Annotated in this window: 26 protein-coding genes; 10 read left to right on the top strand and 16 right to left on the bottom strand. The window is 60.9% G+C overall.

Going from position 1 to position 25,399, the window contains the following annotated elements; translation table 11 throughout:
- Window positions 1-188 (top strand): hypothetical protein (locus NW858_RS14045; RefSeq protein ID WP_414520725.1); only part of this gene is annotated, 188 nt, incomplete at its 5' end.
- Here NW858_RS14045 and NW858_RS14040 read toward each other — a convergent pair.
- Both NW858_RS14040 and NW858_RS14035 read right to left on the bottom strand, forming a co-directional pair.
- Entirely contained in the window at window positions 149-1,615 is a 1,467-nt protein-coding gene (locus NW858_RS14040; RefSeq protein ID WP_414335812.1) for a sodium:solute symporter family protein, read from the bottom strand. The genes NW858_RS14045 and NW858_RS14040 overlap by 40 nt on opposite strands.
- Complete coding sequence (locus tag NW858_RS14035; protein WP_414520724.1) at window positions 1,608-1,859, bottom strand: hypothetical protein; 252 nt, start codon at window positions 1,857-1,859, stop codon at window positions 1,608-1,610. Before NW858_RS14035 ends, NW858_RS14040 begins: the two co-directional genes overlap by 8 nt.
- 66 nt (window positions 1,860-1,925) lie before the next feature.
- Between NW858_RS14035 and dprA the strand changes: the two genes are divergently transcribed.
- Window positions 1,926-3,053 carry a DNA-processing protein DprA gene (gene dprA, locus NW858_RS14030; RefSeq protein WP_414520723.1) on the top strand — a complete coding sequence of 376 codons (1,128 nt, stop codon included), beginning with the start codon at window positions 1,926-1,928 and terminating at the stop codon, window positions 3,051-3,053.
- On the opposite strand, the gene NW858_RS14025 is transcribed toward dprA, so the two are convergent.
- Both NW858_RS14025 and treS read right to left on the bottom strand, forming a co-directional pair.
- Window positions 2,992-3,741 carry an SOS response-associated peptidase gene (locus NW858_RS14025; protein ID WP_414377929.1) on the bottom strand — a complete coding sequence of 250 codons (750 nt, stop codon included), beginning with the start codon at window positions 3,739-3,741 and terminating at the stop codon, window positions 2,992-2,994. The two genes, dprA and NW858_RS14025, sit on opposite strands and share 62 nt — an antisense overlap.
- 10 nt (window positions 3,742-3,751) lie before the next feature.
- On the bottom strand, window positions 3,752-7,156 hold the full coding sequence (treS, locus tag NW858_RS14020) for a maltose alpha-D-glucosyltransferase (RefSeq protein ID WP_414520722.1): 3,405 nt from the start codon (window positions 7,154-7,156) through the stop codon (window positions 3,752-3,754).
- Window positions 7,157-7,419: 263 nt separating this feature from the next.
- Between treS and NW858_RS14015 the strand changes: the two genes are divergently transcribed.
- Window positions 7,420-7,731 carry a hypothetical protein gene (locus NW858_RS14015; protein ID WP_414336599.1) on the top strand — a complete coding sequence of 104 codons (312 nt, stop codon included), beginning with the start codon at window positions 7,420-7,422 and terminating at the stop codon, window positions 7,729-7,731.
- Window positions 7,732-7,734: 3 nt separating this feature from the next.
- Here NW858_RS14015 and NW858_RS14010 read toward each other — a convergent pair whose 3' ends face one another.
- The gene (locus NW858_RS14010; protein ID WP_414520721.1) at window positions 7,735-9,147 is read right to left on the bottom strand and encodes a serine/threonine protein kinase; all 1,413 of its coding nucleotides are present in this window, start codon (window positions 9,145-9,147) and stop codon (window positions 7,735-7,737) included.
- Window positions 9,148-9,243: 96 nt separating this feature from the next.
- Between NW858_RS14010 and NW858_RS14005 the strand changes: the two genes are divergently transcribed.
- Entirely contained in the window at window positions 9,244-9,525 is a 282-nt protein-coding gene (locus tag NW858_RS14005; RefSeq protein WP_414347365.1) for a J domain-containing protein, read from the top strand.
- Between the two features lie 393 nt (window positions 9,526-9,918).
- Here the strand turns inward: NW858_RS14005 and NW858_RS14000 are convergent, their stop codons facing one another.
- The 4 genes from NW858_RS14000 to NW858_RS13985 form a co-directional block, all read right to left on the bottom strand.
- The gene (locus NW858_RS14000; RefSeq protein WP_414520720.1) at window positions 9,919-10,596 is read right to left on the bottom strand and encodes a chorismate pyruvate-lyase family protein; all 678 of its coding nucleotides are present in this window, start codon (window positions 10,594-10,596) and stop codon (window positions 9,919-9,921) included.
- Window positions 10,597-10,671: 75 nt separating this feature from the next.
- Window positions 10,672-11,175: an AbrB family transcriptional regulator gene (locus NW858_RS13995; protein ID WP_414335049.1), complete on the bottom strand. Its 504-nt coding sequence runs from the start codon at window positions 11,173-11,175 to the stop codon at window positions 10,672-10,674.
- Entirely contained in the window at window positions 11,172-11,621 is a 450-nt protein-coding gene (locus tag NW858_RS13990) for a Fur family transcriptional regulator (protein ID WP_414335050.1), read from the bottom strand. Before NW858_RS13990 ends, NW858_RS13995 begins: the two co-directional genes overlap by 4 nt.
- Window positions 11,622-11,650: 29 nt before the next feature.
- On the bottom strand, window positions 11,651-11,974 hold the full coding sequence (locus NW858_RS13985; protein WP_414335060.1) for a DUF1825 family protein: 324 nt from the start codon (window positions 11,972-11,974) through the stop codon (window positions 11,651-11,653).
- Window positions 11,975-12,130: 156 nt separating this feature from the next.
- Here NW858_RS13985 and cobT point away from each other — a divergent pair, with 156 nt between their 5' ends.
- Complete coding sequence (cobT, locus tag NW858_RS13980) at window positions 12,131-13,258, top strand: nicotinate mononucleotide-dependent phosphoribosyltransferase CobT (protein ID WP_414520726.1); 1,128 nt, start codon at window positions 12,131-12,133, stop codon at window positions 13,256-13,258.
- On the opposite strand, the gene clpS is transcribed toward cobT, so the two are convergent.
- The 3 genes from clpS to NW858_RS13965 all read right to left on the bottom strand — a co-directional run bounded on the left by clpS (window position 13,207) and on the right by NW858_RS13965 (window position 16,047).
- Window positions 13,207-13,512, bottom strand: a complete 306-nt coding sequence (gene clpS / locus NW858_RS13975) for an ATP-dependent Clp protease adapter ClpS (RefSeq protein WP_414335062.1) — start codon at window positions 13,510-13,512, stop codon at window positions 13,207-13,209. The two genes, cobT and clpS, sit on opposite strands and share 52 nt — an antisense overlap.
- A gap of 221 nt (window positions 13,513-13,733) precedes the next feature.
- On the bottom strand, window positions 13,734-15,512 hold the full coding sequence (locus NW858_RS13970) for a hypothetical protein (RefSeq protein ID WP_414520719.1): 1,779 nt from the start codon (window positions 15,510-15,512) through the stop codon (window positions 13,734-13,736).
- Window positions 15,513-15,645: 133 nt separating this feature from the next.
- Window positions 15,646-16,047 carry a hypothetical protein gene (locus NW858_RS13965; RefSeq protein ID WP_414335052.1) on the bottom strand — a complete coding sequence of 134 codons (402 nt, stop codon included), beginning with the start codon at window positions 16,045-16,047 and terminating at the stop codon, window positions 15,646-15,648.
- Window positions 16,048-16,136: 89 nt separating this feature from the next.
- Between NW858_RS13965 and NW858_RS13960 the strand changes: the two genes are divergently transcribed.
- The 3 genes from NW858_RS13960 to NW858_RS13950 all read left to right on the top strand — a co-directional run bounded on the left by NW858_RS13960 (window position 16,137) and on the right by NW858_RS13950 (window position 19,591).
- Window positions 16,137-16,811: a RibD family protein gene (locus NW858_RS13960; RefSeq protein ID WP_414368647.1), complete on the top strand. Its 675-nt coding sequence runs from the start codon at window positions 16,137-16,139 to the stop codon at window positions 16,809-16,811.
- 611 nt (window positions 16,812-17,422) lie between these two features.
- Window positions 17,423-17,623 (top strand): DUF2811 domain-containing protein, encoded by a 201-nt coding sequence (locus NW858_RS13955; protein WP_011430239.1) that lies wholly within the window; start codon window positions 17,423-17,425, stop codon window positions 17,621-17,623.
- Between the two features lie 168 nt (window positions 17,624-17,791).
- Complete coding sequence (locus NW858_RS13950) at window positions 17,792-19,591, top strand: tetratricopeptide repeat protein (RefSeq protein ID WP_414520718.1); 1,800 nt, start codon at window positions 17,792-17,794, stop codon at window positions 19,589-19,591.
- Here NW858_RS13950 and rpaB read toward each other — a convergent pair.
- The 4 genes from rpaB to NW858_RS13930 form a co-directional block, all read right to left on the bottom strand.
- Window positions 19,576-20,304 carry a response regulator transcription factor RpaB gene (gene rpaB, locus NW858_RS13945; RefSeq protein WP_414335055.1) on the bottom strand — a complete coding sequence of 243 codons (729 nt, stop codon included), beginning with the start codon at window positions 20,302-20,304 and terminating at the stop codon, window positions 19,576-19,578. The genes NW858_RS13950 and rpaB overlap by 16 nt on opposite strands.
- A gap of 505 nt (window positions 20,305-20,809) precedes the next feature.
- Window positions 20,810-21,616 (bottom strand): DNA repair protein RecO, encoded by an 807-nt coding sequence (gene recO / locus NW858_RS13940; RefSeq protein ID WP_414520717.1) that lies wholly within the window; start codon window positions 21,614-21,616, stop codon window positions 20,810-20,812.
- Window positions 21,613-22,308 (bottom strand): deoxyribose-phosphate aldolase, encoded by a 696-nt coding sequence (deoC, locus tag NW858_RS13935; RefSeq protein ID WP_414348914.1) that lies wholly within the window; start codon window positions 22,306-22,308, stop codon window positions 21,613-21,615. The genes recO and deoC overlap by 4 nt, the downstream gene beginning before the upstream one ends.
- A 125-nt stretch (window positions 22,309-22,433) precedes the next feature.
- Entirely contained in the window at window positions 22,434-22,898 is a 465-nt protein-coding gene (locus NW858_RS13930) for a redox protein (protein ID WP_414335063.1), read from the bottom strand.
- A 175-nt stretch (window positions 22,899-23,073) separates the two neighbouring features.
- Here NW858_RS13930 and NW858_RS13925 point away from each other — a divergent pair, with 175 nt between their 5' ends.
- Window positions 23,074-23,979: a LysR family transcriptional regulator gene (locus NW858_RS13925; RefSeq protein ID WP_414335058.1), complete on the top strand. Its 906-nt coding sequence runs from the start codon at window positions 23,074-23,076 to the stop codon at window positions 23,977-23,979.
- 235 nt (window positions 23,980-24,214) lie between these two features.
- Window positions 24,215-25,237: an E3 ubiquitin ligase family protein gene (locus tag NW858_RS13920; RefSeq protein ID WP_414348913.1), complete on the top strand. Its 1,023-nt coding sequence runs from the start codon at window positions 24,215-24,217 to the stop codon at window positions 25,235-25,237.
- The last annotated feature ends 162 nt before the right edge of the window (window positions 25,238-25,399 follow it).

The raw sequence follows: 25,399 nt of genomic DNA, 5'->3' as shown, positions 1-25,399 counted from the left end.
TCATCCCTAAGGGAGAGGGGCCGGGGGTGAGGGTCATCCCTCAGGGAGAGGGGCCGGGGGTGAGGGTCATCCCTCAGGGAGAGGGGCCGGGGGTGAGGGTCGTCCCTCAGGGAGAGGGGCCGGGGGTGAGGGATCTGTCTCAATCCAGTTATTTCGAGATCTCCTCCCCCCAAGGGCCGCTCTCATAGTAGGCGGCCAGCCTCTCCTGGTCGGGCTGAGTGAGCAAGCTCACCCCCACCAGCACCGCCGTGCCGACAACCACCGCCGGGATCACCGGCAGCCAGCCCCCCGTCCAGGCTTGGGGCAACAGGCCCGCCAGCCAGCCCAAGGTGAGACCGCTGGAAACCAAAGCTCCGGCTACGGCCCCGGCGCGGGTAGCCCGCTTCCAGTACAGGCCGGCAATCAAGAGGGGAAAGAGCATGGCGTTGCCCTGAAAGCTCCAGGTGGCGATCTGGGCGATGAGCCCCGGTGGCCTGACGGCAATGGCAAAGGAAACCAGCCCAATCCCCAGCACCACCCAGCGGCCCAACAGCTCCTCCTGGTGCGGAGAAAGCTGGCGCTTGAGCAAGGTAACCACCAGATCCCGGGTAACCAGGGAGCTGGCTGTTAGCAGTTGCGAGTCCGCCGTAGACATCAAAGCCGCCAGCGCCGCTGTAATCACCACTGCCGCCACGCCGCTGGGCAGGGTCTGCAACATCAGCGGCATGATCTGATCCGGCTGCTGCAGGTCAGGAAAAGCCAGCCGACCCCAGACGCCAATGAGGGCTGCTGGGAAGAACACCAGTAGAATCAGCAGCGGCCAGACCACCATCAGCGTCTGAAAGGGACGGGCACTTTTGGCCATGTAGAAGCGCTGAAAAAATTGGGGAAAAAGGGGCGTAGCCATCAAAAACAGCAGTTGGTTGCCAAGCAGGGTCTGCCAGCTCCAGCGCCCCTGGGGGCCGGGCAAGCTCAGCCAGGGATCCAACCGGCTGCCGGCCTCTTGGCCCCAACTCAAGGCCACGGCCACAAAGGCCACTCCCATCCCCACAACCAAGATGATCCCCTGCACCACGTCCGTCCAGACCACGGCCTGGGAGCCGCCGAAGAGGACATAGCCCAGGATGACCAGCGCCACCCCCACCGCCAGGGGCCAGTAGGGGATCCCTTCCCCCAAAACGGCGGCCAGGGTGCGCGCCCCGCCGATGATCTGGATGCTGATGTAGGGGGCGGTAAACGTCAGGGCGCTTAGGCAATAGAGCAGGGCCAGGAGAGGGCTGTTGAAGCGGTGGCCAAAGAACTCTGAGGGGGTGATGAACCCAAAGTGGCGGGCCGCCAGCCACACCCGGTAGCCCACCCCAAAAAACAGCCCTGAGATCAGCGCCGTGGTGACCCCCACGGCCAAAAAAATCCCCAGGCCGTGGGTGTAGGCATCCGCCGGCACGCCGAGGAAGGTAAAGGCGCTGAGCAGCGTCGCCAGCGTGGTCAAGGTCAAGGCCAGGGATCCCAGCCCCCGCCCTGCCAGGAAATAGCTGACCGGATCCTGGCCGCTGCGGCGGTAGCTCCACCAGCCAATGGCCGCCAGCAGCAGCAAGTACACCCCCACCACACCCAAACTCAAAACCGTGTCACTCATCTCCAGCCCTGGGCCAGCAAGTTCGCACAAAGTAGAAGTTCAGGGGCACCAACAGCAGCACCGCCAACCCTGCTCCCCAGTACCAAGCCGGGATCCCCCATAGCTGCGGCTGGGCCGAGCGGGATCCCACCCAGGTCAACAGCCACAGCAGCGGATAGATCCCCCACACCCAAGCCTGGCGCCCTTGTCCAAACCGCAATGGCCTTGCCGCCTGAGAACCACCAGCAGGATCCAACCCTAACATTTGCCTATCTCCTGCTTTTTTGCTGACCATTACTTAAGGTACAGCCACTGTTGGGGGGAGCTGAACTTGTCTTCCGATCCTGCCGGCAAAAGGGAACCTGGGGGCGAACGAGAGCGGCCCTACTGGCTGGCTTGGGCGCGGATTAGAGGGATCGGCCCCCATCGCCTCAAGCGGCTGGCGGAATTCTTTGGATCCTTGGAACGGGCCTGGCAGGCGGACGTTCCGGCCCTGCTGCAGGTAGAGGGCATTGGCCCCACCCTGGCAGAAACGATTGTCTCTGCCCGTCCTGGCCTCGACCCTGGGGAGATCCTGGAGCAAACCCAAAAGCCGGGGATCCCCTTCCTAACCCCTGCGGATCCCGGCTATCCGCCCTTGTTGTGGGAGCTGCCGGATCCACCGCCCCTTCTCTACGTCTTAGGCGAGTGCCCCGACTGGCAGCAGCCGGCCATCGCTATTGTCGGCACCCGCGCCCCCACCCCCTACGGTCAGCAGTGGACCCAGAAAGTCAGCGCCGCCCTGGCGGAAGCTGGCTGCGTGGTGGTGTCGGGACTGGCCACCGGGATCGACGGCATTGCCCACCAGGCCTGCCTGGAGGCAGGCGGCAAGACGGTGGCCGTGGTGGGAACTGGGGTGGATCAGGTTTACCCCGCCCACCATCGCGCTCTCTACCGGCGCATCCTGGAACAAGGGGCCGTCCTCAGCGAATATCCCCCCGGCACGCCGCCGGCCAAGGAGCACTTTCCCCAGCGCAACCGCATTATCGCCGGCCTCTGCCGCGCCACTCTGGTGATGGAGGCCCCAGAGCGCTCAGGGGCGCTGATTACCGCCCACCTGGCCAACCAATACGGGCGGGAGGTGTATGCCCTGCCGGGGAATATCGACACGGCAGCGGCCCGCGGCTGTCTGCACCTCATCCGCAGTGGTGCAGCGATGATCCTGGGGATCGAGGAGCTGCTCCAAGAGCTGGGCTTAGTTCAGGGATCCCCTCTCCCAGACCAACCCTTGTCCGCCGGCCCCAGGGATCCGCAGCAGCAGCTTCTCTGGCAGCTCCTGGGCAACGACATCCTCAGCCTCGATGCCCTGGCTCAGGCCACCCAGATGGACATTGCCACCCTCTCCAGCACCCTGCTGCTTATGGAACTGGAGGGCTGGCTGGTGCAACTGCCGGGGATGCGCTACCAGCGGGCTCGCTGAGGTTGGATCCCTGCACCGCTTCTCCGATGGGAGCCCGGCATGTGGGATCCTCGTGGCGAGGGTTGTTGACATGGGTGCTGACGGGGTAGGCGGCCATGGCCTCTGCCGGGTAGGGGCGAAGCAAGGGCAGGAGCCGCGCCGGATCCCGCACCTGCGGATCCAGCCAGAGGTCGTAATCGTCTTCTAGCAAAATGGCCGGCATCCGCTCGTGGAAAAGCCCCATTAGCCGATTGGCTGGCGTGTTGAGGATGGCGCAAGTTTCTCTCTCCACCCCTTGTGGGCTGCGCCAGCGCTCCCAAATGCCGGCAAAGGCAAACACCGGTCGATCCAGCAGGTAAAACCAGTAGGGCTGTCGCTTGGCCGTGCCCTGGTCGGCCCACTCGTAGAAGCCATCTGCCGGGATCAGGCAGCGGCGGCGGCAAAAGGCCTGGCGGAAAGAGGGTTTCTCGGCCACGGTCTCGGCGCGGGCATTGATCCACCCGGCCTTGGGAGTGCGGCTCCAACTGGGGATCAAGCCCCAGCGGAACTGAGTGGCCTGGCGCTGAAGGGATCCCGCCACCACCGCCAGCACTGGCTGAGCAGGGGCAATGTTGTAGCGGGGCTGGAGCGCCGCCACTGCCCCCCTCTCGAGTTGAAAATGCTGCTGCAGCCGTTCGGGAGCAACCGCCAGGCTAAACCGTCCGCACATCCGGGATCCCTCAAACCTGGGTGGAAATGCCCAGCAACTGCAGGATCCCCCGCAGCGGGATCTCCACCTGCTCGGGACGGTGGTTGAGCTCGTAGCCCAGCTCGTAGATGGCCTTCTCCAGCAGATAGGCCTCTAGCAGCACTTCCAGCTCCTGCGGGCTGCGGGGCAGAAAAGCCCCTTGGGAAGCCACCTGGAGATACTCGGCCAAGAAAGCAGCACAAACCCAGCGGTGCCAAAACTGGGCCCAGCGCATCATGTCGGGGCACTTGTCCCCGCAGACCAGGCCGCTTTCCAGTTGCTGGCGCAAGCCGGTGTGAACGGCGTAGTGGAAAGAGCGCAGCATCCCTGCCACATCCCGCAGGGGGCAGCGTTTGAGGCGGCGTTCTCCCAGGGAGCGGGCCGGCTCCCCTTCAAAGTCGATGATGACAAAGTCCTTGCCGGTAAACAGCACCTGGCCCAAGTGGTAATCCCCATGGCAGCGAGTGCGCAAAGCCGTGATCTTCCGCTCCAGGATGAGGCGGAAGCGGCTCATGATCTCCCCTTCTTGGTCGCGAACAGCCCGGGCCAACTTGGCCTCCACCTCCGGCAGCTTGGGGATCTGCTTGTTCAGCAGCGGAAACACCTGCCCCACCAAATTGCGCATGGATTGATAGATGGAGCGTTGGTAGAGACTGGAGAAGGGCTCGGGGGCAAAGTCTTTGTTTTCGGTGTCGGCAGCCAGAGCAAGGTGCAGCTCGGCGGTGCGCTTGGCCAAGATCCGCACCGACTCCAGGTAGCTGCCAATGGTGGCGTAGGCCAGCTCCGGCAAGGGGAGTTGAGACAGCTCCAAGAAGGATCCCTGCGGAACGGGCACGGGATCCACCTCTAGGTAGTGAACCAGCACCGTCTCGAAAAACTGCCCCAGGCTGTCCAGCGTGTAGTGCCAGGCATCCCCCTCGTTGGGGATGTACTCCTGCAAAATGGCCAACGTGATGGGCTGATCGCTGGGATCAAAGCCCCGCACCCCACGGCGGCGGCGATATTCCAGGGATCCCAACAGCCGCGGCACCCGCACCTGGGGATGGTGCTCCAGCAGGTAGCGGCCGATCTCTAGCTCTGGATTCACCCCCTCGGCCACCTTGCGGTAGAACTTGAGGATGTACTGATTGCCGTAGACCACCGAGGTGTTGCTCTGCTCCGCCTTGAGGATGCGGGGTTCAAGGCCGAGGTCGTACTCAAAGGGAGCAAAGGTGGTGGCCCACAGCTCCCCTGAGGAGTGGCGCAGGCGGCCCTGCTGGGCGATGATCTGCAGCGGCAACGACAAAAAGGTTTTATCGGCCAGCGCGTCGAAAAGCACGCCCGGCGGATCCCCGGCCACCTGCACAGGGAGGATGACTGCCTGGGGCGCCTCTACGCGCAGGTGCAGGGCCGCCTCTTGAGTGGCGTAGCCCACGGGTAAAGAGTAGAGTTCTGCTTCCCCCTCGGTAAACTCGACTTGCAAGAGCAAAATCTGGCCCCGAAAGGGGGGATCCCCTTCCCGGTTACAGGGAATGGCATCCAAAACCTGGGCCGACTGGATCTGGCGGGCTTTGGAGCCGAACCAACGGCAGCGGTAGAGGTAGTCGCCCAAGACCGCCTCCACCTGCTTTTGGCTTTCCCCTTGAAAGAGGCTTTCCCACGTGCCGTTTTGAACCAGCAGGGTGGGCAGGCGATCCAACTCTTCTGGCTTGCTGTGACTGGGGTGGATCCGCTCCGTTGGTCGCTGCGGCTCGAGGGAAAACCAGTAGAAGGAGTGGGGGCCCAGGGTCAGGAAATAGGGCAGTTGGCCGATGGGGGGAAACGGCGTGCGCCCGAAGATCTCCACCGGGATCAGCCCCTCCCAGTGAGCCAAGTCCAGCTCCACGCACTGGACATAGCGGGAGAGATTGGCCACCACCAGGATGCGCTCGTCGCCGTAGGCCCGCATGAAGGCCAGCACCTTGCGGTTTTCCGGGTGCAGCAGCTCAAAAGAGCCGCGGCCAAAAGCTTGGAAGCGCTTGCGAACCGCGATCATCCGTTTCATCGTCCACCACAGGGAATAGGGGTTGTTCCGCTGCGCTTCCACGTTGACGGTTTCGTAGTGGTACTCGGCGTCGATGACGATGGGCAGGTAGAGCTTCTGCGGGTTAGCCCGAGAGAAGCCGGCGTTGCGGTCGGCGCTCCACTGCATCGGCGTGCGCACGCTGTTGCGATCCCCCAGGTAGATGTTGTCCCCCATGCCGATCTCGTCGCCGTAGTAGATCACCGGCGTGCCGGGCAGGGAAAACAGCAGGCTGTTCATCAGCTCGATGCGGCGGCGGCTGTTGCCCAGCAGGGGCGCCAAGCGGCGGCGGATGCCCAGGTTGACCCGCGCGTTGGGATCCTTGGCGTACACCTGGTACATGTAGTCCCGCTCTTCGTCGGTGACCATCTCCAGGGTGAGCTCGTCGTGGTTGCGCAAGAAAATGGCCCACTGGCAGGTTTCGGGAATGGGGGGAGTCTGCTGCAGGATGTCGATGATGGGGAAGCGATCCTCCATCTGGATGGCCATGAACAGCCGCGGCATCAGGGGGAAGTGGAAGTCCATGTGGCACTCGTCTCCGTCGCCGAAGTAGGCCACAGCATCTTCCGGCCACTGGTTGGCCTCTGCCAGCAGCATGCGATGCGGATACCTTTGGTCGATGTGTTTGCGTAGGGCCTTGAGGAAGGCGTGGGTTTCCGGCAGGTTCTCGCAGTTGGTGCCCTCCCGCTCGTACAGATAGGGCACCGCGTCCAACCGCAGGCCGTCCACCCCCATGCTCAGCCAAAAGTCCACCACCTCGAAGATGGCCTTCTGCACGGCAGGATTGTCGTAGTTGAGATCCGGCTGGTGGGAGTAGAAGCGATGCCAGTAGTAGGCTTTGGCCACCGGATCCCAGGCCCAGTTGGAAGTTTCAAAGTCTTGAAAGATGATGCGGGCCTCTTTGTACTTTTCCGGGGTGTCGCTCCAAACGTAGAAGTCCCGCTCGGGGGTGCCGGGGGCGGCGCGCCGAGCCCGCTGAAACCAGGGATGCTGATCGGAGGTGTGGTTGAGGATCAGCTCGATGATGACGCGGATCCCGCGTTGGTGAGCGGCATCTAGAAAGATTTTGAAGTCCTCTAGGGTGCCTAGGGTGGGGTTGACGTTGGTAAAGTCAGAAACATCGTACCCATCATCCCGCAGAGGGGAGGGGAAAAAGGGCAGCAGCCAGAGGGCCGTGATGCCCAGATCCTGCAGGTAGTCCAGCTTTTCCGTCAGGCCCTGGAAGTCGCCCACTCCATCGCCATCGCTATCGGCAAAAGCCCGCACCGGTAGCTCGTAGATGATCGCGTCTTTGTACCAGAGGGGGTTGTGGGTTAAGGGAGAGACGATGCTGCGCAGAGGGGCTTGGCTCATCATATCGGCAATAGAAACAGGATTTGGACACCTTGGCAACCCTAACCGTTGAGTGGGGATCCTCTCAATAGACTGCAGCCTTCTCTTGGGTGCCAGGGATCCCGGCAGGCGGTGCGGTTTTGGGCCTGACAGGGCGATTTTAACCCCTCACCCCCAGCCCCTCTCCCAGAGGGAGAGGGGAGGTGGCGAGTGCTCTGGGGTTTGGGGTGGCAAGGGATCCCCCTGGGTTCTTATGCTGGTGGGCGACAGTTGCAGTGAGGCCGAGCGTGAGAGTTGTCTGGGAACGCAGCATTTACGGGGGCAATGGCCGCGTGCCCTGCATTATCTGCGGCGGATGGGCCACCCCGATCCAGAAAAAGGGGCAGCAGGTGCTGCTGGCGGTGGTCTACAACGACCGCGGCCAAATCTATGGCGAGATCTGCCGCAGTTGCCTCAGCCTGGGGGCCAAGGGCATCAAAGAGTATCTACGGGAGCGGATTGCCCGCCTGCGTAGACAACTGCAAGACCTGGAGGAGCTGGAGCGGGGAGAGGTGCAACTGCCCACCTTGGAGCAGGAGCTGAGCGCTTACCTGGATTGAGGACTACCCTTTCTGCCGCTCAATCGGGATCTTCAGCCAACGGCTCAGCTCCGAGGCCAACCATTCTAGCTCTGGCTCTTGCAGATTCTTTAGCTCGTACTTGCGGTTGCCCGCCCAAATGTTCAACTGTGGGCATACCTCTTCCAGGGTCCCAGAATAAGGTTGTCGTCGGGTATAGCCCGGGATCAGCTCCAGCCGGTCAATGTAGCATCGCCGACTAGGGGGAACTGGATGAAAACGCAGGCCAAGCAATTCGTAGGCTAAGCTGATCCGTTCTTTGTCGATATACAGGTAAGCCTTGCCGAATAAGCTGTAGAGGGTCAGGAGCACCAACCACCCCACCTCCCCGAAGAGCACACAGGCCAGCATGAGCAGAAAAAAAGGACTAACCTCCATAGCCTCCTCATCTGTCCCGACCGTGGAGGCGGCAATACAAAGAGCGTAGTAGCTAAGCGCAATGACGGCAACGACGAGAGGCAAACAAACCAAGCCGAGAAGTCGTTTGGCCGGGATCACCACCTCAAAGGTCTGTTCGGACTTGTGCAGTTGAATCCGGCTGCCCGCCGGCCGTCGAGGGGGAACCGCGGCTGCTGTCGAAGGAACCAGCAGTGGGCGGCGATCCAACTGCTCCAGCGCCTCCAGGGCCTGCCGGGCAGAAGTGGGACGGTTCGCCACCAAGGGCTCTGTCAGCCAGCGCAGCCAGTCGCGAAAGGCCGGGCTCAGTTGCACCGCTGGCTCGAACCCAATCCGGGATCCCACCTGCGGCAAGTCCGCCGGATGCTGGCCTGTCAGCAGGTGAATCAGCGTGGCGCCTAGGCTGTAGAGATCGGAGGCAGGCACAGTTCTGCCGCCAAATTGCTCTAGGGGCATGTAGCCGTAGCTCCCCACCACGGTGTAGGATCCCTGCTCCCGCGGCCCAGCCGCCTGCACCGAGCCAAAATCCACCAGGTACACCTGCCCGTCGGCTGCCAACAGAATGTTGCTGGGCTTGAGATCCCGGTGGATGACCGGCGGGTGGAGCTCATGGAGGTAAATGAGGATGCGCAGCAGCTTTTGCGCTAGGTCGCGCACCTCCGGCTCGGCAAAACGCCGCCCTCGCTCCATCCACTCCTGCAGCGAGGGGGCGTCGATGTAGCTTTGCACCAGCGCCAGGCCGCGCCCCCCTTTCAGGGCAATTTCAAAGCAATCGCGGTACTGGGGAATGGCCGGGTGGGAGAGAGTTTGCAGGATCTGGGCTTCTCGCTCAAACAGCTTCAGGTCGGCCCAGTTGAAATCCGGCCCGAATAGGATTAGCTTGATGACAACCGGTTCTGAGGTGAGGAGATCCCGCGCTAGGTAGGTGTGTCTACCGCTACGCTTGCTCAGCCGCCGCTCGAGTTGATACCGCTGCCGCCAAACTGGACGCTCTGAAGCCATCTCTCCTCGCTCAAGCACCCCGTTTGCTCAGCTCCATAGTAGCTCTAGGACAGGGATCCCCTCGGGGTCAGAAATTTGTTCTGGGAGACAGAATCAATGGGATTCCTGGAAAGCCTATCCAACAGCTTTCCCAAAACGGGCAGGATATGCTGGCGAGGGATCCCTGGTTCTCTACCGAGTCTCCCCTGGCCCCTCCGCCTGTTTCCCCACCTACTACCAGGGCTTTCTCCCCAAGCCAGCCTGGAGGAGATCAAAGCCGCTTACCGTCGGCGGGTGCGCGAGATTCACCCAGCTCGTCTGCCTGCCGACTTCCCCGAAGGGTTGCAGCAATTGGCCCAGCGAGATACCACGTCCCTCAGCAATAGCCAGCAACGCTGAGTCTACATCTCAGCCTCCTCCCCCAGCCCTCCCCCTTGCCAAAGCCGGCTGTGACCTCTGCTGCTTGGCTTGCGCTCTTGAGTGCCGGCTGGAGGGGGGCTGCTCTCTGTTTGGCAAGTTTGGCCCTCTGGAATGTCCTCAGCCCGGCCCAAGGTTTGGATGTGGCCAGCAAAACGGTTGTTGTTGGCACCTCTCAGTTTCTCGGCAATGCGGATCCTTCTCTGGCAGCCTCCTCTGTCCCCCCAGACATCCGACACGGGCAACGCCCTAGAAGGATCTCGGTCCCAGTTGCCCCTTCTGCTGGTCTCCTTTCTCCCTCCTAGCGGCCAGCCCAACTCGCATGCTATCGGCCAACGGCAGCAAAGAACGCCGGCAAGCCGTGCGCTGGGTGCCCTAACCAGGCAGGACTCTGGCCCGCAGGCGGGAGGAAAAGACCTCGTAAATAACCGTCAAAGGCTGGCCCCGGTGTAACAGGAGATAGTGCCTAGCCCAAAAAGGACCGGGGCAGTTGAGAAGCCGGGCAATGGGCTCGGCTTCGCCGTAGTAGAGCCGCCGCAACTCGCGAAAGGTCTCCAGTTTTTCTTGGATTAGGTTTTGACCAATGGGCAGATTGGGATGGGGCAAGTATCGAGCCAGATGGTCGGAGTTCCACCAAGAGGTGGCATAGAGCAAGGGCTGCTGAGAGGTTGCTCCACACAGCCAAACCCGCCGCCGCACCAAGGGGGATCCCAGCCGTGCCAAATCCTTGGCCAGCCGTTGCATGGACTGGGGGGCAGCCCTCTGCTCCGCCGGCAAATCGACCCGGCCCGTGTCGAGCAGATGGGCCTGAATCGGCTCTTGGGTCAAGACAGCTAGGTTGCGGGTGGTCAAGCCATCCCCCAAGAGCAGCAGGCGCAACACGGGATCCACCTGCACCAACTCAGGCTGTAGCGGGTCTGCCTCCCCCTGCCAATGCAGTTGCAGAGGCCACCAATCGCCTTGGCCAGAGGAGACGTTAGAACAGAGAGCAGCGCTCCAAGGGGATCCTGCGGCGTCGGCCTGGTAGGTCAGTGGAGAAGGGGAAAGTTCCAAGGCGGAGGTTCGGTTGTTAAGTTCTGTATCGCTCCTTAGTCTAACCCACCCCCTGCTGCAGCTCTAGGGGCTTGCCTAGCTGGTGCCCGGCTGGATCAGCAGCCGTACCACCCAGGGGACGACCACGATGACGCTGATCAGGCGGGCCAGATGCATGACCACCACTGTGCTGGTTTGGGCTCCCATGTCCAGGGCAATCAAGCTCATATCGGAAATGCCCCCTGGCGCCGTGCCCAAGATGGCCGTGAGGCGCTCGATGCCCAACCAACGGGAGATCAAATACCCCGACAAAACTCCCGTGCCCACCGCAATCACCGTACAGAGCAGGGCCGGTCGCCACAGATCCTTCAGGGCAAAGAAGGTCTCAGCAGTGAGCTTGCTGCCTAGGAGAATACCCAGCACCACCTGCATGACAAAGCGGATCCCGGCTGGGGGAGTGGGGATCGGGATCGCCCCCCAAACATTGACCAAACCCACTGCTACCATCGAGCCCACCAAGGCTCCTGCCGGCAGCCTCAGCTTGACTGCGATCAGGGCACCTGCCAACCCGATCAACACCGTCCAGAGATAGTTCATCATTGCGGCCTGGCCTCGAGGCAAGGGGATCTCTGCAAAGCAGGGCTTGGCCCACCTTTTCCACGACATTCGGCGCAAATGCCGTAGAAGTCCAGCACATGGTACTCGATCACAAATTGGTAGCGGCTGGCAAGCTGCTCCTCCAGATCTTCCACCGGGCAATCCGGCAGAGGCACCACCCGCCGACATTCGGTGCAGATCAGGTGATGGCGGTTGTGGCCGTTGCTGGGCAGAACCTGATAGTAGGTTTGCTGATCCCCCAAGTTGACCGCCTGCAGCTTGCCCTCATTGCGCAGAGCATCCAAAACTCGGTAAACCGTGGCCAGACCCACCGTGTGGTTGGCATTGCGTAACTCCAAAAAGATCTCTTGCGCCGAAAGGGGCTGTGAGCGCTGCTCTAGCAGCTCCAGAATTAATTTCTGGTTGCGGGTCTGGCGGGAAGAAGACATGATCCTTTTGTCTGGGTCATTCTTTGGGGTCAACGCTCAGAGTCTGCCTCGGCTTTCATGCGCTCTAGGGTCTGGTGCATCTGGTCGAACATTTGGGTTAGGGAGAGCCCAAATCCCCCAAGCTGGGTTTGCAGTTGTTTGATGGTCATCTGAGCCATAAAGTCGTCGGAGAGCTCCAGTCGCTTCATGAAAATGCGCTGGCGCTCCAGCAATTCTTCCATTCGCTCAATGAAGATTTTTTTGCCTTCCCGGTCGAATTGGCCGTAGCGCTCGCCAAGTCGCATCAGGTTTTGGAAGTCCTGAAACAGTTGCTTGGCTTCTTCTTGGACGATCTCCGAGTCGAAAAAACTCATGGCCTTCGGTTTGCTCTGCATAAACTGTATTGGGTATACCTATCCTATCCGATCGGGCTGGGGGGCGCAGTCCCTGCCGTTTTCCGGCCAGTACGGGATCCCGCCCTTCGCTTGGGTGGAGAATGGAGTTTGGGCCTGTCTGCCCCGCTCTCTGCTATGTTCCCCTTTCCTGGTGTGAAGGCTTACACGCAGCCGGCTTTGGCCCGGCAGTGGTGCCAACGGGTGCAGGGATCCCGACCGCTGTTTTTGGCCTGCCTGGGGTTTACGGAAACAGCTCTTGTGCCGGGCATCTCTGCTGCCGGCGCCACGCCCTCCTTGCGGCGCTACACGGCCCTTGCCGATGGAGAGGTGCTGCTGGGGGGCTATTCTCACCGCTTACCCACCTCTCCCGATGGCTATCCTTCACCGGTGGTGATCAGCCGCGCCGTCCTGAGGGAGTTGGGGATCCCCTGTCGCGTGTTCGACTGTGGTTTGCCGGAGCCGCTGCCAGGGGCAGAAACGGCAAGCGCCAGGGGGATGGCCCGCTGCTTGAGCACGGGGCAGGCTTTATCTCTGGAACAGGTGAGATCCCTGTGGCAGGAGGGGTACGAGCGGGGATCCCGGCTGGAGTCGAGCTATTGCGTCATCGGCGAATGTGTGGCAGGGGGCACCACCACGGCACTGGCGGTGTTGCTGGGGCTGGGCTGGCAAGCAGAGGGCATGGTCAACAGCAGCCACCCGGTCTGCAACCACGCCCAAAAGCTGGCCTTGGCGCGGCAAGGTCTGGCCCATCTCTCGCCCAACGCTACAGCGCCGGAGGTGGTGGCCGCTGTGGGGGATCCGATGCAGCCCTTTGTGGCCGGACTGGCGATGGCGGCAGCCCAGCGGGGGCCGGTGCTGCTGGCGGGCGGCACCCAGATGCTGGCGGTGCTGGCCCTGATGCGGCGCTGGGGGGAAGAGCAAGGGATCCCTTGGCCCCCGGAGAACGTAGTGGTAGGCACCACCCGCTGGGTGGCCGAGGATCCCTCCGGCAATACGGTGGCCTTGGCCGAGTTGCTGGGAACTGCCCCCCTTTTGGCCACCCAACTGAGCTTTGCCAATAGCCGCTACGCCCCCTTACAGGCTTACGAGCGAGGCTATGTCAAGGAGGGGGTGGGGGCAGGTGGGCTGGCCATTGCCAGCAGCCTATATGCCGGCTGGGGCCAGGCAGAGCTGTTGGCCGCCGTTGAGCGCAGCTACGAGCAACTTGTGCTTCAGGCCGGCTCCAGGGGGGCCATCGTCAGGCCCTCCCGCAGCAACTGTTGATGGTAGAGCTCCGCTTGCTCTTGCGGGCCGACCCAGACGACCGCTTGCCCTTCGGCATCCACCTGCACGGTTAGTTGTCGCGCCAAGGGCAGGGTCATGCCTGGGATGTACTTGAGCAGGCATTCGGTAACGTGCTGAAAGGTGTTGAAATCGTCATCCAAGACGATCACCTTGAAGTGGGGGTAGGGCTGACGAACCCGGGTTCTCGATGGAGACGACTGCTGAGCCAGTCGAGTGGGAGCTTCCGTGGTCATAGCAGCAGAACTCAAGACAACATCCCGTAACTTTAATGCCTCAGATTTGATTCAACTTTCTCAACAGCCAAAAATAGGCCGCTGTTGATTCTGAGTCTATTCTAGTTCCTAGTCTAGTGAACTCTGGTGAACGCATTGGCGTCCGCCGGCAGCCCCTATTTGCCTTCGGATCCCCTGCCGGTGCAAGAGATGGGAAAGAGGTGCGGATTCCCGACCCGCTCTCACAACATCAGCTCTTCCCGCAGGGAGCGGCGGGGCTTTTTGCCGCCGAAGTGGTGCTCAAAATAGAGGGCGGTGGCCTGCGACAGGATCCCGGCTTGGGCAAGGGCCTGGCACAGGGATCCCGCCGGCGGCAGGTGCTTCTGAATCTGTTCGATTTGGACGGCGCTGACCAGCCCCGAAGCCTTAAGGTAGTCGGCTACATGTCGTCCACCTGCTAGGTACACAGAGTAGCCGTCTTCGCTGAAAAACTTGACCGTCTCTGGCTTGAGGCCGCTGTGGTGGGTCAGCACATCCGTGAAGGTGCCGCCCTCTGTTTCCCAGCCATGGATGATGGCTTCGATGCCAGCATTGTCGAGGAGGCCGGCTGCCCGCAATTGGGTCAAGATCCGCTGCACCCAAGGGGTGGCCCGCTGCAGCGCTTCCAAGTCCTCTTCTCCCAAATACCCTTGGGGCGGTAATTCCCCTTCTGCTGCTCTTGCGGCTACAGTCGGCGTTGAGATGGCCTGCGGCGGGACTTGTTGCTGGGCCGTAGGCGCGGTGGCAGGGGGAGGGGCTGGCTGTGTCTGAACTGCTTGCAGTTGGGCTTGGAGCTGACGCACCTGCTCTTGGGCCTGTTGGAGCTGGGCTTGGGTTTCTTGGAGTCGGGCTTGAGTTTCCTGCAGTTGCATCTGCAGCCGGTGGATGGTCTCGGCGGCTTCTTGGCGGGCGTGGGCCAGGTCGGCGATGAGGCGAGTTTTCGTCGATTGAGCCAGTTGGAGTTGGTGCTGGTGCTCCTGCAACGATTGGCTCAGGGTGGCCAGTTGGGCTTCCTTCTGCTCCAGCGTCTGGCGCAGGTGGGCTTCCGTTTGCTGGTGCTGCTGCAGCCGGGATCCCAGCTCTTGCAGCTTGGGTTTGGCCTGGGATTGCCATTCTGTCAGCTCGTGGCAGCGGCGACGTAAGGTCTCCAGCTCGGCTTGGGAAGCTTGCAACTGTTTGGCCAGGGCCTGGACTTGCGCGGATCCCCGATCTTGCTGGGCTTGGAGCTGCTCCTCCAACTCTTGAATGCGCTGCTGGGCAGCCCTGTGTTGCTCGGATCCTTGCTGAATCTGGGCGGCCAGTTGGGCTTCCAACTCGGCCATTCGCTGCTGCTGGGCCTGGTAGTTAGCAATCTGCTGCCGCAACTGCTCGGCTGTAGCTTGCTGGTGCTGTCGCTCCTGCTCCAGTTGCGCCTTTAGGGCGGCAACCTGCTCTTGGTAGCGCTCCAGTTGGGCTTTGTATTGCGCGGTAGCTTTGTGAACCTGCTGCGATGCCTGCAGCGGCGAAGCGTAGAGGGGAGGCTGATCCGGAATGGTGGACCACTGCTCCACCATCACTTCCCAACTGTTGGCAGCTCCTCGCCGTCGCCGTAGCTGCTGCTGCTTGTCCAGGGCCCACTCCAACCAGTGGGGTTGCACCCAGCCCTGCTGCACCAGGATCTCCCCCAACTTGCGCTCGGGGTGGTGCTTTTGCTGAAGCAGAGCTTGATACACGTGCTCCAGCTCCAGGTAGCCGTGCAGCACCAGGATCTCGCCGATGCGCACCAACTCGACCGGGATCAAAGAATAGAGATCTTGCGGGGCAACCCAGCCGTGCTGCATACACAGCTCCCCCAACATCAGGGGGCTGTCCGCCTTTTCCCACATGGCCTGAGCCAACTGGGCGGGGGTGAGCAACCCCGCTTTGTTGAGGGCTTCCCCCAAGCGGATCTCGAACTTCTCCCGCTCAATAGCGGCTGGGCTGGAGCTGGTCAACGGATTCATGGGGCCTCTCGGACATGAGGAGTAAGCTTAACTACAGCTATCATGTCGGAAAATTCTTAGAAAGGCGAGGGAGTGCAACTATGATGCATTTTGTCAAGCCGGGGATCCACGGATGTTGCAGGAATGTCCATCTTTAAGCTGCAAGAGGCCGTTGTTCCCGGCTCTGAGCAAACTGCTGAAGCCGGCGCAGCATCAGCAATTGTCCCAAGCCCAAGGGCAAGAGAGAAACGGCTTCTACCCGCAACTGCACCCAGCCGTTCCCCCACCGCCAATCACAGTAGCCATCGGCTCCGCCCCACATCAGCAGGCGCAGCCGTTCCGGCAGCAGGGTTTCCACTTGGTGCAGGATCGAGAGGGGGCCCCATTGGACGGCAAAGGTGCTGCCCGGCTCCAGCCTGGCGGGCAGGGATCCCTGCAATTGCTGTGGCCAGATCCACTGCTGCAACAACTCCACCTCGGTCAAGCAGCGCTGTATCGTCGATGCACTGGCCTCGACTTCGATGCGGATGGTGGAAGATTGGAATGTCCCGAGCATCCTTGTCCCGCGTAGGTGACCCCAAAACCAAAGCGGCAAGGGGGTGACCCCTGTCAACTCTATTCTGGCCGATTGCTCCCGATTTGCCTTTGAAAACGGCTCGTCCCCATGTGGTGGCCATCTTGGCCCAAAGTCTGGATGGCAAGCTGGCAGCTCACCGCGGGCAAAGGCCCCACTTCGCCAGCGCCGAAGACTATCGGCACCTGGAAAACCAAGCTGCCCGGCAACAGGCTTTGATTATGGGGGCGGCCACGCTGCGGGCCTACGGCACCAGCCTTCGCCTCCGGGATCCCGAGCTCATCCAACGCCGACTCCAGCAGGGCCTCTCCCCTCAGCCTCTGACGATCATCTGCTCCGGCAGCGGGGATATTCCTGAGGATTTGCCGTTTTTTCGGCAGCCCCTCACCCGTTGGCTGTGGACCACTCCCCAGGGATCCCGGATTTGGGAGAACCGCACCGGCTTTGCAGATATCTGGGTGGCTGCCGATTGGGATCTACTGGCACGGCTGGCCCGCCTGCGCAGTTTGGGCATTGAACGGGTGGGGTTGCTGGGCGGGGGGCGGCTTTTGGGGGCGTTTTTGCAGGCAGGGAGCTTGGATGAGCTGTGGGTAACCCTGGCGCCGGTGTTGCTGAGTGGGTATGCCGATGCCCCGGCTAGCATCGAGGGCTGGCAACTGCAGGGATCCCCGCCCCAGCTGGAGCTGCTGGAGTGCCACCGTGGCTCTAAGGAGCTGTTTTTGCGCTACCGGGTCGAGTGGCCCTGAGGGGGCTCGCGAGAAAAAATTTTTGGACAAATTTAGATTTCTCAGAAATCCACAGGTTTTCCCCAGACTTTCCACAGGCGAGCGGGCTGTTTTCCACAGACTCCTTGCCACAGGAAACGGCAGCGAGGGTTTCTGTGGAAAAGTCCAAACTGGAAAGTTCAGGCGGATACACCTTTAGGAATGTAACGGGATCGCGCCGTTTTTGCCGATGGCATCAAAACCAGCGGCGGACTCTAACAAACTTGGAGCCGCTGCCCAGGATTGACAGCCCCCATGGGGCAGAGGGCAGAATAGCCGCACCTGAGGTGAGGGGGAGATTTTCCTGGCAGCTCTCCTCAGAGGCAAAGAACCCTTTGCCCAAGAACTCTATCCCTTCTCCTGCCTGAGACAAGGCCAAGGGGCAGCCTGGTATCCTCTGGCCGCTGCCGGACGGGCTAGGGGCAAACTTCTACAGACTGTCTTGCTTTTGACGGGGCTGATGCGGCCCCCGGCATACCCAAGTTAGAGAGCTGGGTTGGTTTGTTTTCGATTCTCTTCTGGGCAGGCCCGGTTTTGGCCGGATCCCTAGGTTTTCTTGGTTTCACTGTTAACCCCGAGTAGGTGGTTGGGCTATGGATTCTCCCACCGTCAGCATTTTGAGCGAAATTCCCGAGGAGCTACACGACACTCTTAAAAACTACCTCTCTCGTCACCCCGACTGGGATCAAGATCGGGTGGTGACGGCGGCACTCTCGCTATTCCTGCTCCAGAGCGGAGACACAGATCGGCGCGCCGCCCGTATTTACTTAGACAGCCTGTTTCGCCGCAACTGAGCCCTCGGAAGGCAAGCCCCGAGGATGGCCCGATGCATGGGCGGGGGGTTAGGAACACTCTGTCAAGAACGTCCTACTAACCTGAACTGTTAACCTGAGTAGGAAGATGTCCCGCTGTTGCCGCATGCCGGCGGGAAGGGTAAAAAGGGATCCACCAAGGGAAAAACCGTGCCACAGGGCTTCGGGCGAGGAAAAAGCGACCGGCAGACGGCTGGGCCAAAGGGCCTAGGACGAGGCTCCGCTCTACCCCCCTGCCCTTCCCCAGAGGCGACCCTGGCGCTGGCCGAGCGCCACCGACAAGCAGGGGATCTGGAGACGGCACTGCACCTCTGCCGGCAGCTTACCCGGGCCCATCCCCACCTGTTCGCCGCCCAGGCGTTGCTGGGATCCCTCTATCTGCAGATGGGGGATCCCTGCCAAGCCCTGACCCCCCTGCAATTGGCTTTGCATCTGAGAAGGGACTGGGTGCCAGCCTGGCAGGAGCTGGGCGATGCCTGGATGCAGCTCGGCAACCCAGAGGAAGCGGCGCGCGCCTATGAACAGGGCTTGGCTTTTGCTCCTGCCGATGGGCAACTGCTCTTCCGGTTGGGCAGTTGTTGGCTGGCTTTGGGGAAGCGGGAGCAGGCGATTGCGGTGCTGCGCCAGGCCGCAGCAGCCCAGCCTCCCCAAGTTTATGCTTTGGCGACTTTGGGGAACGCCCTCCTGTTCGACAACCAGCTTGGGGAAGCGGAAGCCTGGTTTCGCCGCGCTCTCGCCCTGGCGCCGCAGGAGGGGCGGATTCTCGTCAACCTCGGCCACTGCCTGCACCTACAAGACCGCCTAGAGGAGGCCGCCGACTGTCTGCGACAGGCCATCCCGCTGCTGCCGGAGGAGGCGCAGCCCCACAACAACCTGGGCACCGTCCTGCAAGAGCAAAACCAACTCGAGGCCGCTATTGAGGCTTATCGACGCGGCCTGCAGTTGGCCCCCGACTGGCCGGAGATCCATTACAACCTGGGCACGGCCTTGCTCACCCTGGGCCGCTATGAGGAGGGGTGGCGGGAGTACGAATGGCGGCTGCAGCGACAAGGGGCAGCCTATCCGCGCTTCCTCTCGCCCCTGTGGCCGGGATCCCCTCTGGGCCAGCAGACGCTGCTGATCTACGCCGAACAAGGGCTGGGGGACACGATTCAGTTTGTGCGCTACCTGCCGCTCTTGGCCGCCGCCCATCCTGCAGCCCAAATTTTCTTCCGCTGTCAGGGCTCCCTCGTCGAGCTGGTGCAAGCCGCCTTCCCCCAGGTACAGGTTATCTCGGAGAAGGATCCCTTGCCCTCTTTCGACCAGCACCTGCCCTTGCTCAGCCTGCCCCACCGCCTGGGCACCACGCTGGAGACAATTCCCGCCCGCATCCCCTATCTGACCTGTCCCGATGGGAGCTCGGCCTGGCCGGAAGATTGGCCAGAGCTTCCCCCGCGAAAACTGAAGGTGGGACTGGTATGGGCCAGTGGCCGCCGCGCCAACCCTGAGCTAAACCGCGTGCAAAGGCTGAAAAGTTGTCCTTTGGACTTGCTGCTCCGGGAATTGCCAACGTCCGCCATCCAGTGGGTCAGCCTACAGGTGGGGGAAGATCTAAGCCCAGTGGGATCCCTCCTGGAACAGCACCAGGTGATGGAGTTGGGATCCCGTTTTCGCCATTTTGTCGATACAGCCGCAGCCGTTGCCCAGTTGGATCTGGTGATCAGCGTCGATACAGCCGTTGCTCATTTGGCCGGCGCGATGGGCAAGCCGGTGTGGGTGCTGTTGCCCTTTGCCGCCGATTGGCGCTGGCTCCTCCAGCGGCAAGACAGCCCCTGGTACCCTGAGACAATGCGCCTGTTTCGGCAAAACACACCAGGAGACTGGGTTGGCGTGTTGCGGCAGGTGCGGGTCGCCCTCGAAGAGACGCTGTCAGGGATCCCTTCTCAAAACCCCACCTATTCCTCGCCCTGAACGATGCGCTGAAACAAATAGCCGGTGCCGCGGGCCGTCAGGATCAGCTCTGGATTGCTGGGGTCATCTTCCAGCTTGGCCCGCAGCCGCGAAATGTGGACATCCACCACCCGCGTATCCACATGGCGCTCCGGAGTATAGCCCCACACCTCCTGCAAAATCTCGGAGCGGGAAAACGGCTCCCCCGAGCGGCTGACCAACAGCTCCAGCAGACTGAACTCCATCCCGGTCAGGCGGATGCGCTCGTCCCGTTTATAGACCTGCCGCTTGTTGGTATCGATGCGGATATCCCCCACCTGAATCACTCCAGAACTGGGGATCCCCTCGTGGCTTGCCCGCGCCACCCGTCGCAGCACCGAGCGAATGCGGGCTTCCAGTTCCTTGGGCGAAAAGGGCTTGACCACATAGTCGTCTGCCCCCAGCTCCAACCCCGTGATGCGGTCGGCCACATCCCCCAACGCCGTCAGCATGATGATCGGAATGTCGGATTCCTTGCGCAACTCCTGGCAAACTCCATAGCCATCCAGCTTTGGCATCATCACATCCAGCACCACCAGGTCGGGATCCTGCTTGTGGAAAACCTCCAGCGCCTCCTCGCCATCCGAAGCCGTAACCACGTCGTACCCGATCATGGACAGACGGGTTTCCAAAATGCGTCGAATGCTAGCCTCGTCGTCGACCACCAGAATCCGTTCCTTACGCTGTGCTTCCACGGTGCCGCAACTCCTGAACTTCTCAATAAAAAAGATTAGAAAAATTGAGGCAAGCGCTAAATTGGGGTGAGCAGATGCAATGGGGCCGATCTGGAATGGATGGGTTTGCCCAGGGAATTTCAGACCCCCCAACTCCTCGTCTGTTAGCGGCCAAAGCCGCACCTCAAGGATGCAGCCCTGGGAAACAGACACAGAACAGCAGGCTCTTTGGCCACCGGACTCGATCTTAAAGTTCTAAACTTTGTCCAGCAGCACAGGCGTGGCCCCCTGACAAACCCTTGCGGTTGACCCCTGCCAAACCTGAGAAACCTTCGTAAGAAGTTACTTTCTACTCCCTAATTTATCATCCAGAAACGGCTGCTACCCCACCTTAACGCTCTATTCTGCGGCAATTTAGCCCAACTTGATACATACCTTCACAACTTCTTCAGGTTGCGACAAGGGCTGCGCTGGGTCAGAATGACTCGAATGGCTATTCGGCAGAAAAAGTGGCTGCCGCCACTCCCTAGCCGTTGGCAGTGGGAAGAGTATAGCAACTGTCCAGCAGGCCAGCGGAACGGATTTCGCGGTCGGCGTGATGCTCCAAAATGCGCCGCAACAGACGTTCTGCCTCCAGCCAAGCCGCCAAGGGCAGCGAATCTTCGGCCAGGGGCAAAGTTGGACTGGGCAGGGATCCCAAAGCTTGCAGGACGGAACTGGAGACCCAGACAATTGGGCTGGGCCGCTGCGCCACCCGGCAAGGATCGCAGACCAAGCCGCCCAATTGCGGGCTGAAAAAAACGTTATCGACCAACCCCCCCCCGCAGAAGTGACAGGCTTGCACCTGGGGAGCGAACCCTGCCAACGCCAGGAGGTGATACAGCCCATGGATGAGCAAAGGCAAAACGGCCCGCTCCGAAGCGGCCCGTTCGATGCGTTGCAAGTGTTCCACCAACACCACAAACAGCTCTTCCTGGGCTTGGTCGGGCAAGGCCAGTAGCAAGGCCACCTCCGCCAGGTACTGGGCCGCCGTGAGATGGGCCAAGCTGCGGCCAAGACGAGGAAAAGTCTGGAGAGTTTCCACCTGGACAATGCGCTGCAGACGTTGGCAGGCCTCCGTCTGGGCAGACCAGCGCCCCCGCGCGATCAGCAGCTCGTTGATGACAAAGGGCTCCATTCGCCCTCCCCACTTGGAAGGCTGCTTACGGGATCCCTTGGCCACCGCGCGGATCAAGCCTTGCTCGCGGGTCAAGATGGTTATGATCCGATCCGACTCGCCCAGCGGGATCCCCTTTAGGTTGATGCCCGTCACCCGATAGGTGCGCCCACTCATGCGGTTCCTCTGGCTTGCAGCTCTTGCATGAGCTCCAGCCCCCAAGAGGTGCCGATGCGGCTGGCCCCTGCTTGGATCATGGCCTCTGCTTGAGCCAGCGTGCGAATGCCGCCCGAAGCTTTCACCCCCACTTTACCCCGGCTGAGCTGCCACAACAGTTGCACATCTGCCGGCGTCGCCCCGCCCATCCAGCCGGTGGAGGTCATCAAAAAAGCTGCCCCCGCATCGATGCAAATCTCCCCGGCCAGCTTTTTCTCTGCCTCGGTCAAGAGGGCCGTTTCCAAAATGGCCTTGACGCAAACCCCCGTTTCTTCCACCAGTTGGGCAATCTCGGCATGGAGGCGATCCAGCTCCCCCGCCTTGAGCCAGGCCAAGTTGATGCGGACATCCAGCTCCCGGCACCCCTGCTCCACCGCCAGTTGAGCCTCATAGAGCTTAGCCTCCGCAGTGGTGGTGCCCAAGGGAAACCCCACCACCGTGCTTACCTTGACCGGGGATCCATGCAGCCGCTCCACCACCCGCGGCACGTAACAAGGTGGAACGCAAAAAGTGGGAAAACAGTAGCGCAAGGCAATTGCGCACCCCTGCTCGATCTGTTCTGGGGTCACCATCGGCAACAGCAGCGTGTGGTCGATGTACTCCGCCAAATTGATCGAGCTATCCGCCGCGCCCTTCCGCTCCAGAGAAAGCATGGGTCGAGCCCCCAGCACCCTTCTCTACTTTAGCCCCAGTTTTCGCCCGCAGGGATCCGCAAAGGTGGCCGAGCCTTATCGGTGTACCACCGCCCGATCGCCAGCCTTGATTGACCTGCCGCGTGCTAGGCACAAATGCGGGGCAAAGGTGCGGGCGCCGAGGTCACCTGCAGCAATCGGGGAATACGGCTGCTGTCGTAGATGCGAAATTCTTTTTCCAAGATGGCTTTTTCGTCGCGCACCGCCTGGTTCAAAACGATGGATCCCTGCGGATCGGAGATGGAACGGTGGAAAGTGCCGGGGGGAATGCGCAAAATACCTCGATTGGCTTCCAAGCGCACAATGTGGAAGGGATCCCGCCAGCTAAAATTCACCAAATAAAACGTCCGCCCGCCCCACAGAGCCAACAAGTTGTCCTCTTGGTGGGGATGCATGTAAAACTGCCAATAGCCTTGAGGATTGTCGGGGGGACTGATAGCCGGCCCATCATGATAAACCAAGTCGCGGGCGTTGGATTGGGCAACTGTGATGTCGAAAAAACGTACGCCGGGGGTATCTCGAAATTGATGAAAAGGCAGCAGGGCAAACATGGAGCTCGCCATGGGAACACCTGACCAACGACAGAGAGAAAAACAGGTTTTCACACTGTTTCGTGCTGTTTCGCAGTGTGAAGATGGAGTTATGTCGTCAGTTTAGTCAGGCCCAGCAGAGGGTTCAAATCTGAGATAGCATCACATCTATGCGCAGATCGAATAGATGGGATCCATGAACATCTCACAACTGCGAACTCTGGTGGCTGTGGTGGAGCGGGGGAATTTCAGCGATGCCGCCCTGCAATTGCAGATTTCCCAGTCGGCGGTGAGCCGGGCCATCGCCAGCCTAGAGGAAGAACTGGGGGTGTCTGTGTTGGTGCGCGGTCGCTTTGGGGCCCGCCTAACGCCGGTGGGGGAGCGACTAATGCGCCATGTCCGCAAGATGCTGCAACTGTGGGAACAAATGGAGTATGAAGCCAACCTGGAAAAAGGGTTGCGGGGGGGAAATGTGCGGGTTGCCGCTTTTCGCAGTGCTGCAACCCATTTGCTGCCGCCGGTGATTGCCCGCTTCCGCCAACAATTTCCGCAGGTTGCCGTCACCCTTACAGAAGAAGATCCGGCCACAGTGGAACATCTGCTGCGCTCAGGCCAGGTGGATATTGGCCTATTGCCCTTGCCGCGGGCTGCTGAGGATCTGCAGACGTGGGAGATCGCCCGCGACGAGTTCATTTTGTTGGTTCCGCTGAGTTTTGGGCCCCTGCCGGAAACCCTCACTTGGGAGGATCTTTCCCGCTTTTCTTACATTCTCTACAACTACGCCGAATGCACCACGGCGGTGCGCAACCACTGGGAAGCGGCCCACCAAACCCTCAAGGTGGCCTACTTGGTGAAGGAAGACTCCACCATTGTGAACATGGTGGCGCAGGGTCTGGGGGCTGCTATTTTGCCCCGCTTGGCTGCCCTCCCCATTCCCGCAGGGATCCAGATCCGCCGCTTGCCCATCCCCCTGGAGCGGGTGATCGGGGCTGCCATCCTGGCCTCGGCGCTGCATCCGCCGGCAGTCTTTGCCTTCCTGGAAGCCTTACGGGGAAACCCGTCCCAGTTGCCGGGTGGAGAGCTGGCCTTAAACTCCTCTTAAAATCCTGTTCCCAGGTAACTGCTAGCATGAGGCCAACTTCACTCCCATCCCATCGGAAAGGAAGGCCTCTATGAACTGGCTGACGCTGCTTGGGCTACTTTGTCTTCCCGGCTCTCTGTTTTCATTTTTTGAGTATTTGCGCTCCCAGAGGTTGGTTCAGCAGCTCTCTGCAACTCGGTTGCTCAAGGTAGCCGAGCTTCGCAATCTCGGTCAGACAAGCCCAAAAGGATCGAACTTGGCCCAAGTTTACGGCAGGATTGTGTGCGATCGGCCTTTGGTATCGGAGTTTTCACGCCAGCCTTGTGTCTACTACAAGTCGGAGATCACTTGGGAGTATGACGAAGCCGAGTGCTATCGAAAGTATTTGAATAGCGAAGGCGATGTCGCCTACAGGGAACGGATCAGCGAAGGCGAATACCAGAACGCTCTGCGCTTGGGATCTCGGGCAAAATCCTATCCGGGGGGAATGACCGGAAAAAGGCCCGGCTTGGGCTACTCTGACTCCGGTTCTTTCCAGAAAAGGGTGGATCCCGGCTACTCTGATTCTTTCCAACAAAAGCCCGGCTCTGGCTACTTCAGCGCGGCCTCCTTTCAGCAAAAACCCGGCTCTGGCTACCCCCCTTCGGACTTTTTCCAGAAAAAGCCTGGTTACTCCGATTACCCGCAAAAGCCTGGCTTCCCAGGCCATCTGGAAAAATCGCAGTTTTCTGAAGCAGGCCCTCCCCAGAAGTACTACAGCAATGTGTACTACGATCCGAGCACGGGTCGGGAATATCTCCTTGAGAGAGAGACAGAAACAAGAACTGAGACCCTTCACTCGGTGGTTCGCCAGCTCCCTTTTTTCATCGAAGACGAAACCGGAAGGGTGAGGGTGGATCCCACAGGTGCCGAGGTAGAGGCCATGTTGGTTGTGGATGAGACTGTTTTCCCCGGAAAAGGCCCCAGCCGGTTCAACTTCGATCTCAAACGCTACTTTTCCCGGATGAGAACAGAAAATCGCTCCACCCGCTCCTTTGTCTACAAAGAATGGGTGCTCCCGGTGGATGGGATGGCCTTTGCCATGGGGGAGGTGCGTTCTGAGGCAGGGGATCCTGTGATCCGAAAACCCCTTTCGGGAGGACGGTTCATCATCGCGCCCAAATCCGCTGAGGCCCTCTTGGAAGAGCACCGCTCCAATGCCTACGGCTTCTTGGCGGGATCCCTCGTCCTGCTGGGCATTGGCGTTTTCACCGTGCTCCACCTGCTGCAGTCCCTGTAGCCCTATCGGCGATAGGCTCCCATCCTCTCTCCTCACTGTTGTAGTCATTGCTACACAACGCTGTCGCGAACGCGCCGCTTCAGCTCCCCTCTCCCTCTGGGAGAGGGGCTGGGGGTGAGGGCGCCTCTGGGTGAGGGGGTGGGGGTGAGGGCACCTCTGGGA

The sequence above is a fragment of the Synechococcus sp. H55.10 genome, from assembly GCF_047502715.1.
Taxonomy (GTDB): Bacteria; Cyanobacteriota; Cyanobacteriia; order Thermostichales; family Thermostichaceae; genus Thermostichus.
The sequence above is the reverse complement of the archived record's forward strand: the minus strand, read 5'-3'. Positions and strand labels throughout refer to the sequence as shown.

Bases quoted from the DNA above. Each gene is read 5' to 3' on its own strand.
- NW858_RS14040 (WP_414335812.1), bottom strand. From the start codon at position 1,615: ATGAGTGACACGGTTTTGAGTTTGGGTGTGGTGGGGGTGTACTTGCTG.
- NW858_RS14035 (WP_414520724.1), bottom strand. From the start codon at position 1,859: ATGTTAGGGTTGGATCCTGCTGGTGGTTCTCAGGCGGCAAGGCCATTG.
- NW858_RS14025 (WP_414377929.1), bottom strand. From the start codon at position 3,741: ATGTGCGGACGGTTTAGCCTGGCGGTTGCTCCCGAACGGCTGCAGCAG.
- treS (WP_414520722.1), bottom strand. From the start codon at position 7,156: ATGATGAGCCAAGCCCCTCTGCGCAGCATCGTCTCTCCCTTAACCCAC.
- NW858_RS14010 (WP_414520721.1), bottom strand. From the start codon at position 9,147: ATGGCTTCAGAGCGTCCAGTTTGGCGGCAGCGGTATCAACTCGAGCGG.
- NW858_RS14005 (WP_414347365.1), top strand. From the start codon at position 9,244: ATGGGATTCCTGGAAAGCCTATCCAACAGCTTTCCCAAAACGGGCAGG.
- NW858_RS13995 (WP_414335049.1), bottom strand. From the start codon at position 11,175: ATGATGAACTATCTCTGGACGGTGTTGATCGGGTTGGCAGGTGCCCTG.
- NW858_RS13990 (WP_414335050.1), bottom strand. From the start codon at position 11,621: ATGTCTTCTTCCCGCCAGACCCGCAACCAGAAATTAATTCTGGAGCTG.
- NW858_RS13985 (WP_414335060.1), bottom strand. From the start codon at position 11,974: ATGAGTTTTTTCGACTCGGAGATCGTCCAAGAAGAAGCCAAGCAACTG.
- cobT (WP_414520726.1), top strand. From the start codon at position 12,131: ATGTTCCCCTTTCCTGGTGTGAAGGCTTACACGCAGCCGGCTTTGGCC.
- clpS (WP_414335062.1), bottom strand. From the start codon at position 13,512: ATGACCACGGAAGCTCCCACTCGACTGGCTCAGCAGTCGTCTCCATCG.
- NW858_RS13970 (WP_414520719.1), bottom strand. From the start codon at position 15,512: ATGAATCCGTTGACCAGCTCCAGCCCAGCCGCTATTGAGCGGGAGAAG.
- NW858_RS13965 (WP_414335052.1), bottom strand. From the start codon at position 16,047: ATGCTCGGGACATTCCAATCTTCCACCATCCGCATCGAAGTCGAGGCC.
- NW858_RS13955 (WP_011430239.1), top strand. From the start codon at position 17,423: ATGGATTCTCCCACCGTCAGCATTTTGAGCGAAATTCCCGAGGAGCTA.
- recO (WP_414520717.1), bottom strand. From the start codon at position 21,616: ATGAGTGGGCGCACCTATCGGGTGACGGGCATCAACCTAAAGGGGATC.
- deoC (WP_414348914.1), bottom strand. From the start codon at position 22,308: ATGCTTTCTCTGGAGCGGAAGGGCGCGGCGGATAGCTCGATCAATTTG.
- NW858_RS13930 (WP_414335063.1), bottom strand. From the start codon at position 22,898: ATGTTTGCCCTGCTGCCTTTTCATCAATTTCGAGATACCCCCGGCGTA.
- NW858_RS13925 (WP_414335058.1), top strand. From the start codon at position 23,074: ATGAACATCTCACAACTGCGAACTCTGGTGGCTGTGGTGGAGCGGGGG.